This is a genomic window from Ruegeria sp. HKCCA5463, from assembly GCF_013034175.1.
Taxonomy (GTDB): Bacteria; Pseudomonadota; Alphaproteobacteria; order Rhodobacterales; family Rhodobacteraceae; genus Ruegeria.
Window position 1 is genome coordinate 331,160 of sequence record NZ_WQFL01000001.1, and the last position, 13,322, is coordinate 344,481.

The 13,322-nt window shown below is 52.6% G+C and carries 13 protein-coding genes; 11 read left to right on the forward strand and 2 right to left on the reverse strand.

The genetic code is table 11. The annotated features are described in order from the left end of the window. Positions 1 to 68: 68 nt before the first annotated feature. Genes GOW09_RS01645 through GOW09_RS01665 form a run of 5 tightly spaced genes read left to right on the forward strand, consistent with a single transcriptional unit; the run spans position 69 to position 5,003 of the window. The gene (locus GOW09_RS01645) at positions 69 to 827 is read left to right on the forward strand and encodes an SDR family oxidoreductase (RefSeq protein WP_171115147.1); all 759 of its coding nucleotides are present in this window, start codon (positions 69 to 71) and stop codon (positions 825 to 827) included. After that, entirely contained in the window at positions 824 to 2,620 is a 1,797-nt protein-coding gene (locus GOW09_RS01650) for an IlvD/Edd family dehydratase (RefSeq protein ID WP_171115150.1), read from the forward strand. Before GOW09_RS01645 ends, GOW09_RS01650 begins: the two co-directional genes overlap by 4 nt. Before the next feature lie 11 nt (positions 2,621 to 2,631). Next, positions 2,632 to 3,480, forward strand: coding sequence for a fumarylacetoacetate hydrolase family protein (locus GOW09_RS01655; protein WP_171115151.1), 849 nt, complete (start codon positions 2,632 to 2,634; stop codon positions 3,478 to 3,480). Further along, positions 3,437 to 4,396, forward strand: a complete 960-nt coding sequence (locus tag GOW09_RS01660; RefSeq protein ID WP_254442685.1) for a 2-hydroxyacid dehydrogenase — start codon at positions 3,437 to 3,439, stop codon at positions 4,394 to 4,396. The genes GOW09_RS01655 and GOW09_RS01660 overlap by 44 nt, the downstream gene beginning before the upstream one ends. Positions 4,397 to 4,412: 16 nt before the next feature. Continuing rightward, positions 4,413 to 5,003 carry a LysE family translocator gene (locus GOW09_RS01665; RefSeq protein WP_171115153.1) on the forward strand — a complete coding sequence of 197 codons (591 nt, stop codon included), beginning with the start codon at positions 4,413 to 4,415 and terminating at the stop codon, positions 5,001 to 5,003. A gap of 48 nt (positions 5,004 to 5,051) precedes the next feature. On the opposite strand, the gene GOW09_RS01670 is transcribed toward GOW09_RS01665, so the two are convergent. Then, the gene (locus GOW09_RS01670; protein ID WP_171115155.1) at positions 5,052 to 5,819 is read right to left on the reverse strand and encodes an SDR family oxidoreductase; all 768 of its coding nucleotides are present in this window, start codon (positions 5,817 to 5,819) and stop codon (positions 5,052 to 5,054) included. A gap of 69 nt (positions 5,820 to 5,888) precedes the next feature. Between GOW09_RS01670 and GOW09_RS01675 the strand changes: the two genes are divergently transcribed. Beyond that, a complete protein-coding gene (locus GOW09_RS01675) occupies positions 5,889 to 6,947 on the forward strand; it encodes an L-idonate 5-dehydrogenase (protein WP_171115157.1) in 1,059 nt (352 codons plus the stop codon). Then, complete coding sequence (locus GOW09_RS01680; RefSeq protein ID WP_253284155.1) at positions 6,940 to 7,761, forward strand: phytanoyl-CoA dioxygenase family protein; 822 nt, start codon at positions 6,940 to 6,942, stop codon at positions 7,759 to 7,761. The genes GOW09_RS01675 and GOW09_RS01680 overlap by 8 nt, the downstream gene beginning before the upstream one ends. Positions 7,762 to 8,671: 910 nt before the next feature. Here GOW09_RS01680 and GOW09_RS01685 read toward each other — a convergent pair. After that, positions 8,672 to 9,454, reverse strand: coding sequence for an MOSC domain-containing protein (locus GOW09_RS01685; RefSeq protein WP_171115161.1), 783 nt, complete (start codon positions 9,452 to 9,454; stop codon positions 8,672 to 8,674). Positions 9,455 to 9,854: 400 nt separating this feature from the next. Between GOW09_RS01685 and GOW09_RS01690 the strand changes: the two genes are divergently transcribed. The 4 genes from GOW09_RS01690 to GOW09_RS01705 all read left to right on the forward strand — a co-directional run bounded on the left by GOW09_RS01690 (position 9,855) and on the right by GOW09_RS01705 (position 13,322). Then, the gene (locus GOW09_RS01690) at positions 9,855 to 11,174 is read left to right on the forward strand and encodes an ABC transporter substrate-binding protein (protein WP_152458518.1); all 1,320 of its coding nucleotides are present in this window, start codon (positions 9,855 to 9,857) and stop codon (positions 11,172 to 11,174) included. A gap of 80 nt (positions 11,175 to 11,254) precedes the next feature. After that, entirely contained in the window at positions 11,255 to 12,202 is a 948-nt protein-coding gene (locus GOW09_RS01695) for a carbohydrate ABC transporter permease (RefSeq protein ID WP_171115163.1), read from the forward strand. After that, entirely contained in the window at positions 12,199 to 13,137 is a 939-nt protein-coding gene (locus GOW09_RS01700; protein WP_171115165.1) for a carbohydrate ABC transporter permease, read from the forward strand. The genes GOW09_RS01695 and GOW09_RS01700 overlap by 4 nt, the downstream gene beginning before the upstream one ends. Further along, positions 13,134 to 13,322 (forward strand): hypothetical protein, encoded by a 189-nt coding sequence (locus tag GOW09_RS01705; RefSeq protein ID WP_058274732.1) that lies wholly within the window; start codon positions 13,134 to 13,136, stop codon positions 13,320 to 13,322. The genes GOW09_RS01700 and GOW09_RS01705 overlap by 4 nt, the downstream gene beginning before the upstream one ends.

The window sequence follows — 13,322 nt, forward strand, 5'->3', positions numbered from 1 at the left end:
CTTCTCGGTTGATCTGTGGGACGAAGCAACACTTGTCCAGTCGCCACTTTTAGGGTCGGAAAATATATATGTCAGAGAGACTTAAGGGAAAAAACGTCCTGGTTACAGCCGCCGCACAAGGGATCGGACTTGCAAGCGCAATTGCGATGGCAAGAGAGGGTGCGAAAGTCTATGCGACGGATATTGACCCTGAAAAACTAAATTTGATTCGCGATCGGAATCTCGAAAATCTCGAAATTTTCGAGATGGATGTGACAAATAATGACAGTATTCATCATGGGGTCGCGCGAGCGCGGCCGGATGTTTTGTTCAACTGCGCCGGGTTCGTGCATCATGGAACTATTCTGGATGCAACCGATGAAGAATGGGACTTCGCCATGGACCTGAATGTGCGTTCAATGGTGCGCACAACAAAGGCTGTATTGCCGGGGATGCTAGAGCGCGGAGGAGGCTCGATTATCAACATGTCTTCCGCATTGGGTTCCATAATCGGTGCGCCAAATCGTTTTGTATATGGAACGACTAAGGCTGCTGTTGTTGGGCTGACGAAATCGGTAGCCGTGGACTTCATAACACAAGGAATTCGGTGCAATTGCATTTGTCCGGGAACAGTCGACAGTCCCAGTTGGCGTGACCGCGTAGATGCGTTGGGCGAGCAACTGGGCAGCAGAGAAGAAGCCCTTGCACAATTTGTGGCGCGTCAGCCCATGGGGCGTGTAGCGAAGGCAGAAGAGATTGCTGCATTGGTCGTCTATTTGGCGAGCGATGAAAGTGCATTCACCACGGGACACACGCACATAATTGATGGGGGATGGTCAGGCCAATGACTAAAATATCAAAAAATGATCTGCGATCTCGCAAGTGGTTCATGAATTCTGAGAACCTTGAGATGACGGCATTGTATCTAGAGAGATACCTGAATTACGGATTGACCCGCGCAGAACTGCAATCGGGCAAGCCGATCATTGGGATTGCTCAGACCGGGAGTGATTTGAGCCCCTGCAACCGGCATCATATCGAGTTGTCCAAACGCGTTCGCGACGGGATCATCGCCGCCGGGGGAACGTGCATCGAGATACCGGTCCACCCGATACAAGAGACCGGTAAACGGCCAACGGCCTCTCTCGATCGCAATCTGGCTTATCTGTCCCTGGTTGAGAGTCTATTCGGGTATCCGATTGATGGCGTTGTTCTGAACATTGGTTGCGACAAGACCACGCCCGCACTTCTTATGGCCGCTGCGACCGTCAACATCCCTGCGATTGCCCTGTCGGTCGGCCCAATGCTCAACGGCTGGTGGAAAGGTGAGCGCGCAGGATCAGGAACGGTTATTTGGAAAGCGCGCGAAGACCTTGCGGCTGATGAAATCGACACCGATGAGTTCATGGAGATCGCAGCCGCCGCGGCACCTTCGGTGGGGTATTGCAATACGATGGGAACAGCAACGACCATGAATTCGCTTGCTGAAGCCTTGGGTATGCAATTGCCAGGATCAGCAGCCATACCAGCCCCGTACAGAGAGCGCGGTCAAATCAGTTATGAAACGGGTAAACGCATTGTGGACATGGTCTGGGAGGATTTACGCCCCAGTGATGTGATGACACGTCAGGCTTTTGAGAATGCGATTGTCATAAACTCGGCGATCGGCGGATCGACAAATGCGCCGATCCACCTGAATGCAATCGCCCGGCATCTTGGTGTTCCATTGAACAACGATGATTGGCAGAAGCTTGGCCACGACGTTCCTCTGTTGGTTAACATGCAGCCTGCGGGTAAATATCTGGGCGAAGATTACCAACAGGCTGGGGGTGTTCCCGCCGTTGTCGGAGAGCTTCTTGATGCTGGATTGCTGCCGCATCCCGATGCGATAACGGTGAACGGTAAGACGATAGGCAAAAATTGCTCGACGCGCCGGTCTCAGAATGGCGACGTGATCAAGCCTGTCAGTAGCCCGGTTAAGCCACAAGCGGGGTTCATCAATCTCTCGGGCAACTTGTTCGAGAGTGCGATAATGAAGACATCTGTGATCTCGCAGGCATTTCGAGAGACCTACTTGTCGAACCCGGATGATCCTAATGCATTTGAGGGCAGGGCGGTTGTGTTTGACGGGCCCGAGGATTTTCACCATCGGATCGATGATCCCGCCGAAAAAATCGATGCAAGCTGTATTCTGATTATGCGCGGAGCAGGACCAAAAGGGTACCCGGGTGCCGCAGAAGTCGTGAACATGCGTCCGCCTGCATATTTGTTGAAACAAGGCATCGAAGCCCTTCCTTGCATCGGTGATGGCCGGCAATCCGGCACCTCAGGAAGCCCGTCTATCCTGAATGCTTCACCAGAAGCTGCAGAGGGCGGTGGGTTGGCCTTGGTGCGAACTGGCGATCGACTGCGCATCGATCTAAGCAAAGGCACTGCAGATATGCTGGTTTCGCTTGAAGAGCTGCATGAACGCGCCCGCGATTTGGAGGCAAAGGGTGGGTATACAATGCCGCCCAATCAATCCCCATGGCAGGAAATATTCCGCGAAAAAGTAGATCGGTTGGATCGCGGTATGACGCTCAAGGGTGCCGAAAACTACCGCGATATCGCGCGAGACTTCATGCCACGCGACAATCACTAAAAGGAACAGAAATGAAACTTGTTCGTTACGGAGCCGAGGGCTCGGAAAATCCTGCTTTGGTCGATTCCCAGGGTCAATTGCGGGATTTGTCCGCCCACATCAATGATGTTACGGGCGATGTTCTGGATGACGGAACGCTTGATAATCTGCGCTTATTGGATCCGAATAACCTGCCAATTGTCGAGGGGGATCCCCGTATCGCACCGTGTGTCGGTGACATCGGAAAATTTCTTTGCATCGGTCTGAACTACTCGGACCATGCTGCAGAAACCGGCGCAGATATTCCCGAGCATCCGATACTTTTTTTCAAGGCTAACTCAGCGATCATAGGGGCATATGACGATGTTGTCATGCCGCGCGGATCTACCTGCACCGATTGGGAATGCGAACTGGGGGTCGTCATCGGTAAGACGGCCAAATACGTTTCCAAGGCCGATGCGCTCGAACATGTTGCGGGCTATTGCATCGTAAACGATGTGTCGGAAAGGCATTTTCAAACTCAACTGACCGGTCAATGGACCAAGGGCAAGTCGTGCGACACATTTGGCCCTACTGGTCCGTGGCTAGTGACCCGGGATGAAGTGCCTGATCCTCAAAGTCTTGGTATGTCACTGGATGTAAACGGTCAGCGCATGCAAACCGGGAATACTGCTACGATGATTTTTTCGGTTGCCGAGATCATTGAACATCTAAGCCAACTTTTCACACTGCACCCCGGTGACGTCATTTCAACTGGAACACCGCCCGGCGTCGGAATGGGGATCAAACCGGAACCAGTTTACCTGAAAAAAGGCGACGTAATGGAGCTTCGCATCGATGGGCTTGGTGTTCAGCGGCAAAAGGTCGGCCAAGATGACTGACTTATTGCAAATCGGCTGGATCACTGAACGGATGCGAGAACGCCTGTCCGCAGCGTTCGACATTCATCAATTGGACGATTTCAACGCGGATAGTATTACGCATATCGTAACGAACGGGCACGACGGTGTTCCGCATGACCTGATGACATCACTCAGCAATCTGAAGATGATCAGCGTCTATGGAGTCGGTTACGACGCCGTAGATGCAAATGCCGCGGCTGAGCGCGGGATTTGTGTGACGCACACACCCGATGTTTTGAACAAAGAAGTCGCAACCACCGCCGTTCTGCTATTGCTGTCATGTTACCGAGAGCTTTTACGTGACGACAATTACGTTCGGTCCGGACGGTGGGAGGTTGAAGGTAATGCCCCTTTGACCCGATCAGCAGACAATCAAAAGATAGGCATTCTTGGTCTTGGTCGCATTGGTCAGGCGATCGTTGATAAGTTGGAGCCGTGGGCCCCCGAAATCTCTTATCATACCCGCAATCAAAAGGATGTCCCGTACCGTTATTTCGACAATTTGGTTGAAATGGCAGAACATGTTGACGTCCTCATATGCATCACGCCCGGCGGTCCGTCGACCAATAGGCTGGTCAACGCTGAGGTGCTTCGCGCGTTGGGGGCGGGCGGCACTCTGATAAACGTTAGTCGAGGTTCGGTCGTCGACGAAACTGCCCTTATCAACGCATTGCAAAACGGCGAGCTTGGGTGGGCGGGGCTTGATGTTTTCGAGGACGAACCGCGTGTTCCAAAAGCGTTGCGCGAGATGTCCAATGTCGTTCTGCTCCCTCACGCTGGTAGCGCGACTATTGAGACGCGTGCAGCTATGGGTGACCTAACCGTCGACAATCTTCTGCAACACCTTAAGGACGGATCGGTGATCACAGCTGTGCCAGAATGCAGAGATCTGTAAAAGGCCAATCTGAAGAGTGTTTGAGTTTGCTGTCGCGGTTTTCTTTCTGCTGATTACGCCGGGCCCAGGCGTTCTAACAACAGCGGGTATTGGATCAGCATTTGGTTTTCGAGCTGGTCTCGCCTTCGTGGCTGGTTTGATGCTGGGCGGGTTTATCAACATGATGTTGGTTGTCTCTGGAGTCGCTGCGGTAGCTTTGGCTATACCGGCGCTCAGAACTTTGCTGCTATTCGCCTCAGTCGGGTATTTGGTATTTCTGGCCTGGCGAATTGCCAGCGCTGGCTCAAAGGTCGGGTTTTCTCCAGCGGTTTCGCCACTTGGTTTTGCGAATGGGCTGACACTTCAGTTCATTAATCCCAAGGCTTACGTGGTCAGCACAGCATTGTTTTCAGGGTTTGCCTTTTTACCCGATGCGCCCATTTGGGAGGTCGTCATAAAAATCCTTGTTTTCAATATGATATGGGTGCCAGTGCACATGATCTGGCTGGGTGCTGGCGCAAAACTGGGCAGCCTTGATATAAGCCAAAGATCGCATCGAAGGATCAACTTTGCGATGGCGGCTTCCTTGATTGTTGTTGTGGTGATTGCTTTGGCGTCGGCGCTGTAAACGGTATCTACTGTCAGTCGCATTCAGCAGAGGATTGAAAGCCGCAAATCAAAGTGACGCCGTTATTCCACCATCGACATAGAGAGTATGTCCATTGACGAAACTGGATGCAGGGGACGCAAGGAATATGGCGGCACCGACAAGTTCTTCTACATTGCCCCAGCGACCGGCCGGGGTACGTTTCTCGAGCCATGCACTAAACGCTGGGTCAGCAACCAATGCGGCGTTCAAAGGTGTATCGAAATATCCGGGCGCAATGGCATTGCAGTTCAGACCATACTTGGCCCAATCAGTTGCCATGCCTTTTGTAAGGTTGGTCACGGCACCTTTTGTTGCCGTGTAAGGCGCAATGCCCGGTCTTGCCAATGCGGATTGAACCGACGCAATGTTAATGATCTTGCCGGACTTTCTTTCAATCATGTGTCGTGCCACTGCCTGACCGACGTGAAAGACGGACGCGACATTTGTCTGTAGTAGGCGCTCGAAGGCATCAGCGGGGAAATCCTGTAACTCCGCCCTATGTTGCATTCCGGCGTTGTTTATCAGGATGTCTATCGGGCCAACCTTTTCTTCAAAGTCGTCCACAGCAGATCGGACGCCTTCATGATCGGTCGCATCGAACGCAAGTTCCCGTACCGAGGCGCCTGTTTCACTTAGTTTGGAGGCTGCTGCTGCCAGTTTTGTGGTGTCGCGCCCGTTTAACACGACCTGCGCACCAGCAGTGGCCAAACCTCGCGCCAGTGCAAATCCAATTCCCTGACTGGAGCCTGTTATCAGCGCCCGAGTTCCACTTAGGCTGAACATTTCAAGCGTCATGCAAAAATCCCTTGGTTGTCGGCACCGACTATCCGTATCTTTTGGCGATGTGTATAGGGAGTCTGCGCAATGTCTTCGGCCAGTGTTGCTGTTGTTATCCATGCTGCGAAAGATCTGAGGTTGGAAAACCGGGATGTACGCGACCTGGGACAAGACGAAGTTTTAATTGCATTGCGCGTGGGGGGGATTTGCGGCTCTGACCTGCATTATTACAACCACGGTGGCTTCGGCGCGATCAAGTTGCTTCAACCGATGGTGCTTGGACACGAAGTCGCCGGCGAAATCGTAGAATTCGGGTCAAGTGTGCAGGGGCTGAACCTAGGTCAATTGGTTGCAGTTTCTCCATCCCGCCCCTGCCAAGCCTGCTACTATTGTCTGAACGGGCAGCAAAACCACTGTCTTGATATGAAGTTCTATGGCAGCGCAATGCCGTTCCCGCATATCCAAGGCGCTTTTCGGAGCAAACTCGTGGCGAAAGCCAGTCAATGTGTTCCGGCAGACGGGTTGAGCCCTGCACAGGCCGCTATGGCAGAACCGCTGGCGGTTTGTTTGCACGCGGTTAAACAAGCTGGAAGCCTGGTGGGTAAAACGGTGCTTATCACCGGATGCGGCCCGATCGGCTGCCTTACGATCTTGGTGGCACGTCGTTCTGGGGTGGCCAGAATAGTCGCGACAGATATCTCGGACCAGACCCTAGCCATAGCGCGTGAATGCGGGGCAGACGATGTCATCAACACCTACACTGATCCGCAAATGTTGGAACGGTTTGAAAAGGACAAGGGCCAGATTGACGTCCAACTGGAATGTTCCGGGGCTCAATCGGCCCTGGCTTCTGGCGTCGCATGCTTGCGCCCGCGTGGAACTTTGGTTCAGCTTGGCCTGGGCGGAGACATGACAGTGACGATGCAGGCGTTGACTGCAAAAGAGATTGCACTTCGCGGATCTTTCCGTTTCCATTCCGAGTTCGCGGTCGCTGTCGAAATGATGCGAAACGGACTACTAAACGTCGACCATCTGGTGACGCATTCCTTCGAAGTTGGGGAGGCTGTCACTGCTTTCGAGGTTGCGTCTGATCGAAGCCAATCAATGAAGGTGCAGTTAACATTTCCGGATAATGACAATGGTTAAACGAATGCCTGATATAGCGACGACTTATGAAAGAGATGGTTTCGTGGCTCCGCTGGATATCCTGACAGTTTCCGAGGTTCAAACGCTGCGCGATGATTTTGAGAAAGCAGAGCGCACCCTCAGAGATGACCCAGAGAAACTCAAGCTTCTATACTCGTATCCGGACAGGCTGATACCATCATTCGATGCACTTCTCCGCCATTCGAAGCTGATTGAGGCTGCTTCAACGGTGTTGGGGCCGGACCTCATGGTTTGGAGCGGTGCACTTTTCGTAAAAGAGGCGCGATCATCGAAAATCGTCTCGTGGCACCAGGACTTGACCTATTGGGGATTGGATGATGCAGAAGAGGTTACTTGTTGGGTTGCGATTTCAGAAGCGTCTGAGCAAAGCGGGTGTATGAAGTTTGTTCCAGGCAGCCATAAAAACCGTATCGTGCCTCACGTAGACACCTTCAGCAAAAACAATCTGTTATCACGCGGGCAGGAAATCGCAGTCGATGTGAACGAACAAGATGCAGTGGCTGCGGAATTGCGTGCGGGGCAGGCATCCATGCATCACGGGCATCTCTTTCACGCATCGGGACCCAATTACACTGACGACAGACGCATTGGCGCGGCGTTGCGTTTCATAAAACCCTCAATGAAACAGAAAAACGGCGTGAAAACTTTGGTTGCGCTAGTCGCAGGGCGAGATGATTTTGGGCATTTCTTAGTTGCGCCTTCCCCTCGGGGCTTTTTGCATGAGTGCGATTTCGATTTGTGTCAAAGGGATGCAGACCGCAAGAAACAAATACTTTTCGCCGGAGTGCAGTGATTTCCTTCGCAAGCTCTGAACCATTATTACACCAACCCCAAAGCAGACCTGAATTGCGAGAACAGGTGGACATCTAAAAGGGTCTTGTCAGAAGAACTCGGGTTGAAACGGGCACGGGCTTTCGAAGCCTCCACCTGTGACCAACCCAGGCCCATTCAAGGAATTCTAGGCCAACCCCAGGATCATTCGTCGGGCCGTGATATTGTACCTTCGGTTTCCTGTGCCTTTTACAATGTCGAAGACCAGATGAATGAGCGTAGGATAGATGTGAGCCAGGAGGCAGTTCGATACTGGTGGACCCGGTTCGGCCCAATGTTTGCCACGGAAATCCTTAGAAAACGGGTCCAGCAGCAGCGGGCGTACTCAAAAATGGAAGTGGCATGTGGATGAGGTTTTTTTAAGATCAACGGCCAGCCCGATAATCTGTGGCGGCAATCAGAGATTTGGGTGCTACAGAAAATCAGCAAGCTGGTAGATGCCTAAAAACCGTGTCGAGAATTCGCACCTGCCGTTTCAACGACGCGAACGCGCCATGCTACGTTTTAGGCGCATGCGAAGTTTGCAGAAGTTCGCTGTAGTCCACTCCTCCGTCTACAACCACTTCAACCATAAAAGATCGTTAGCCAGCAGAGATACCTTCAAGCGAACACGCACAATCGCTCTCGCCGGGCCGCGCGAACTTGGTGCGACAAAAAGGGCAGCCATACTGGCTTAGCAGAGACTGGTTCCAATTTGTCTTACAGCACCACCATTTGTATCCGTTTCGCATCATTTCCATTCGACGATCTGGATTCATGCTGCAATTTTCGCGAGTTGCATTACGTGGTTCCGAGCACAGGTTGGTCTGATCACGTCCGATGAATGCCAAAAGAACTCCGGCGACGTGTAAGTGTCAGATCAATTGGGCCACTTATTCCTGCGGGCATTTTCCTTTTTGGCCAGCAAAGAGGGTGCCGCCATCCAGCACTTCTACGTAAACCCCCATATCCATATGGCCCAGATGGGTTCGAAGTAAGAACGGTATGTTCAAGTCTCGAAGGGCCGTCTCAGGATTCACCTCGGTAGCGGCGCATCTTTTCGTCCGCGAGAGTATCCGCAGCCTGACATCGCCAAACACAAAGGTGGAACCGACAGAGCTCAGCTCGGAAAACGGTGGCAATACGTCAATTTCGATATTCGCCCGAAATCTGTCCGGGTGAATGTCTGTGCGCAACTTTCTGCTTAACGCATCAACAGAGCTTAAGTTGAGAACCGATATCGCATTCATCATCTTCGGTGAAACGACTGAAACATCCGTGAAACGATGCGGGTGCGAAGACACGAATCTAGGCGGTTCAGGATCCTGTAGTTCCAGCGCATCGTAGAGGAGTCTGGCGGCATCCGTTTTTCCTTGGGGCTCACTCATGCGGAAGCAGTGGGTGCGGCCGTCCACATCAATTTCCAACTGTTGAGTTGTTGCGTCGAAACGTGTCCTGAGACCCGCAAGCCCAGCTTCTTTCAGCAAAACAACAAAGCGGTCTTTAGGAAGTGGCTTTGGGTCAGTCGGGTCAAAGCCGGAATTGTAGCGAGCAAAGCCGAAAAGGCGGTCACCAGGTACACCCTCACCCGCGCTCAGGTTGACTGTTTTCAGCGGCTCCGGACTCAGACCCTTGATAGGGTAACGCTTCATTCTGACAATGGTGAGTTCGCTCATGCGTTGGTTTCCGATCCGTCGTGAACAGCCGAATTTGGCTCGTCTTGCGTCTTCTGGGCCATCGATTTCCACGCGTTCGGGCGGGGGGCGTAAAGCCGGAAATCCAGCAATGCAGGGCCTGTGAGAACTGGCTATCCAAAGCTGCCAGCAGGTCAGTTTCAAAGAACTGTTTTGAGACTATCGGTTTTTCCTGTGGATTGTTGGAAAGTATGCGGAAGGAAATGGTGCAGCGTAAATTGTTCAAAAACAATGAATTAGTAGCGTAAATTTAAGTTACATGGGGCATTTTGAGGTACGAACCTCAAAATTATCTAGACTTGAGGTGCGTACCTCAAATAGCCTTGGAAGTATGCCGCGATTCGCACATCCTCGATTGACGGCGTTAAAAAGGGAGGAATGGATGACTTACTCAAAACTGGCGTCTGCCAGCGCAATAGTCCTTGCCGCTACTACTCTTTCTACCAAGGCAAATGCTGAAGACCTGACACTGTGTTGGGCGGCATGGGACCCGGCCAACGCGCTGGTTGAGCTATCCAAGGAATTCGAGGCCGAGTCTGGCCACACAATGAACTTCGAGTTTGTGCCTTGGCCGAACTTTGCGGACCGCATGCTGAACGAGCTGAATTCCGGAGGGAAGCTTTGTGACCTGCTGATCGGGGACAGCCAATGGATTGGCGGCGGAGCTGAGAACGGTCACTATGTAAAGCTGAATGACTTCTTTGATGCTGAAGGCATCAGTATGGATGATTTCGCGCCGGCAACTGTGTACGCTTATTCGACTTGGCCAAAGGGCACGCCAAATTACTATGCGCTGCCTGCAATGGGTGATGCGAACGGTTGGTTCTATCGCAAGGACTGGTTCGAAGATCCCGATATCCAAGCCGCCTACAAAGAAGCAACCGGTCAAGATTTGCGTGAACCGGAATCCCAGAAAGAGCTGTTGCAGATTGCGCAATTTTTCCAAGGTCGCGAGATCGACGGAAAAACCGTGTACGGCGCTGCGATCTTTACCGAGCGCGGTTCGGAAGGGATAACAATGGGTGTGACGAGTGCGCTTTACCCTTGGGGGTTCAAGTATGAAAATACGCCGGGCTCGTATGACATGGAAGGCGCCGTGAATTCACCCGAAGCCGTCGAAGCGCTGGAATTCTACAAAGAGTTCTACAAAACAGCGACACCTCCGGGGTACACAAACTCTTACATGGGTGAAAGCTTGGACGCCTTTAAGTCAGGTCAGGTCGCCATGGCCATGAATTGGTTTGCATTCTTCCCGGGCCTCTATGCCGATCCCAATACCGGTGGCGACAAGATCGACTTCTTCGTGAACCCGCCGCAAAATCAGGCAGGTTCAACGTTGGGCGGGCAAGGGATTTCTGTCGTCAGCTATTCTGACAAACAGGATGCCGCGCTTGAGTACATCAAGTGGTTCGCGCAACCCGAAGTTCAGGCCAAATGGTGGGAACTGGGCGGTTATTCAGCACATAATTCCGTGCTGGAAGACCCCGGCTTCGTGGACAGCCAACCCTTTGCCGGTGACTTTCTGGAAGCCATGGCAGGTGTGCAGGACTTCTGGCAGGAGCCTGCTTATGCGGAATTGTTGTTGGCCATGCAGAAACGTATCCATGACTACGTTGTCGCCGATCAAGGCACCGCCCAGGAAGCGCTTGATCTTTTGATCGAGGATTGGACCGAAGTCTTCGAAGACGAAGGCAAGCTTTAATCCGGAAGCAGGGCAGGAGCGGGTTCAAGCCCGCTCCACCATGACCCGTGTGTCCCAAACCGACAAGAACTGGCAAAGAAATGTCTGACCGGACCATAGATCGCGTTGCGCAGGCAACGCCCACGCGAGTTGCGCGCAAAATCAGAGGGTTATCCGATCGAGCAATTGCTTGGATATTCATTTCCCCGACGATCTTCCTGCTGCTTGCAATCAACATTTTTCCGTTGATTTGGACAATCCAGCTTAGCTTTACCAACTACAAAGCCAATCGGATAGGGCGCGAGGTCAAGGATGTCGGATTTAGGAATTACGAGCGTATCCTGACGGATTCCGACACCTGGTTGAATATGCAGGCGACGGCGCATTTTTTGTTCTGGACGATCTTTTTTCAGGTTCTGATCGGGTTCACCTTGGCGTGGCTAATCAACAAGAAGTTTAAGGGAAACGACCTGTGGACCACGATTATTGTCTTGCCAATGATGCTGTCCCCTGCTGTCGTCGGGAACTTTTGGAAGTTTCTCTATCAGCCTCAGATCGGCCTGTTCAACTATATCGTTTCGTGGTTCACCGGCAAAGACCCGTCAAGTTTTGAGATGCTGGGTTCGGTGACGTTGGCGCCCTGGGCCATCGTCATCGTCGACACATGGATGTGGACGCCGTTTGTGATGCTGATCTGCCTGGCCGGGCTGCGCAGTATTCCCGATTACATCTACGAGGCGGCCGAGATCGACAGGGCCAGCAAGCTGCGGCAGTTCTTTACGATTACGATCCCGATGGTGCTGCCTTTCCTGATGCTGGCGGTGCTGTTTCGAGGGATCGAGAACTTCAAAATGTTTGATCTGGTGGTGCAATTGACTGGCGGTGGGCCGGGGTCCGTTACGGAACTCACTTCGATCAATCTCAAGCGAGAGGCGTTTGAGAAGTGGCGTACAGGGTATGCATCGGCTTATGCAATCATCCTGTTCGTCACTGTGTTCGGCCTTGCGTCGATTTACGTCAAAGCCCTGAACAAGGTGAAGCAGAGATGAGCGGCTTTTCCGTCACTGAACCTTCGAACCGGTCCAAATGGATCGCAGGAATCCTGGTCATCACTTATGCGCTGATCACGATGATCCCGCTGGTGTGGATTTTGCTGACTGGGTTCAAATCCCCTGCCGACGCGATCAGCTACCCGCCCAAAGTGGTCTTTGACCCAACGCTCGAAGGTTACGTCAATCTTTTCACCACGCGCACGAGGCAGACGCAGGAGTTTCTGGAAGCCAACCCGCCACAGAACTGGGCCGATGAGATCGTCCGCCAATACGACATGGTGATCGTTGGGCCCTCCAAATTCGGCGAGCGTTTCATGAATTCGGTCATCATCGGATTTGGATCCACGTTCTTGAGTATTTTCCTCGGCACGCTGGCCGCCTATGCGTTCAGCAGGTTCAAGGTACCGCTCAAAGACGACCTTCTGTTCTTCATTCTTAGTACAAGGATGATGCCTCCGGTCGCTGTCGCCATCCCGATCTTCCTGATGTTCAGAAACCTTGGGCTGAGCGACACGCATCTGGGAATGATCCTCCTGTATACGGGCGTGAATATCTCCCTAGCGGTTTGGTTGCTGAAGGGTTTCATCGACGAAATTCCAAGAGAGTACGAGGAAGCCGCCCTTATAGATGGCTACACGAGGTTTCAGGCCTTTTACAAAGTGGTGCTGCCGCAAGCCGCCACAGGCATTGCGTCAACTGCGATCTTCTGCCTGATCTTCGCATGGAATGAATATGCTTTCGCCGTGCTGCTGACTTCGGCCAACGCGCAGACAGCGCCCCCGTTTATCCCCACCATCATCGGTATCGGCGGTCTGGATTGGCCAGCGGTTGCGGCTGGTGCGACGATCTTCCTGATCCCCGTTATGATTTTCACCATCCTGATGCGCAAACACCTGCTGCGCGGGATCACATTCGGAGCCGTACGCAAATGAGCGAGTTTCTTACCGGATTGATGCGGCTCCGCCGCGGCCCGTGGGAGATGGTCGCCACCATCCTGATCGCACTGGGTGTCTTCATGCTGATGCAGCCCTTTGTCCTTTGGGCGTTCACCTATTCCTTCATCGTCACGCTGATCGGAACCGTCATGTTCATCATCGTCAGCCATTTTCCGGAGTAG

What these genes read in the sequence shown, in the direction of transcription:
- GOW09_RS01645 (WP_171115147.1), top strand. Translation starts at nt 69, where the DNA reads ATGTCAGAGAGACTTAAGGGAAAAAACGTCCTGGTTACAGCCGCCGCA.
- GOW09_RS01650 (WP_171115150.1), top strand. Translation starts at nt 824, where the DNA reads ATGACTAAAATATCAAAAAATGATCTGCGATCTCGCAAGTGGTTCATG.
- GOW09_RS01655 (WP_171115151.1), top strand. Translation starts at nt 2,632, where the DNA reads ATGAAACTTGTTCGTTACGGAGCCGAGGGCTCGGAAAATCCTGCTTTG.
- GOW09_RS01660 (WP_254442685.1), top strand. Translation starts at nt 3,437, where the DNA reads ATGGGCTTGGTGTTCAGCGGCAAAAGGTCGGCCAAGATGACTGACTTA.
- GOW09_RS01670 (WP_171115155.1), bottom strand. Translation starts at nt 5,819, where the DNA reads ATGACGCTTGAAATGTTCAGCCTAAGTGGAACTCGGGCGCTGATAACA.
- GOW09_RS01675 (WP_171115157.1), top strand. Translation starts at nt 5,889, where the DNA reads ATGTCTTCGGCCAGTGTTGCTGTTGTTATCCATGCTGCGAAAGATCTG.
- GOW09_RS01680 (WP_253284155.1), top strand. Translation starts at nt 6,940, where the DNA reads ATGGTTAAACGAATGCCTGATATAGCGACGACTTATGAAAGAGATGGT.
- GOW09_RS01685 (WP_171115161.1), bottom strand. Translation starts at nt 9,454, where the DNA reads ATGAGCGAACTCACCATTGTCAGAATGAAGCGTTACCCTATCAAGGGT.
- GOW09_RS01690 (WP_152458518.1), top strand. Translation starts at nt 9,855, where the DNA reads ATGACTTACTCAAAACTGGCGTCTGCCAGCGCAATAGTCCTTGCCGCT.
- GOW09_RS01695 (WP_171115163.1), top strand. Translation starts at nt 11,255, where the DNA reads ATGTCTGACCGGACCATAGATCGCGTTGCGCAGGCAACGCCCACGCGA.
- GOW09_RS01700 (WP_171115165.1), top strand. Translation starts at nt 12,199, where the DNA reads ATGAGCGGCTTTTCCGTCACTGAACCTTCGAACCGGTCCAAATGGATC.
- GOW09_RS01705 (WP_058274732.1), top strand. Translation starts at nt 13,134, where the DNA reads ATGAGCGAGTTTCTTACCGGATTGATGCGGCTCCGCCGCGGCCCGTGG.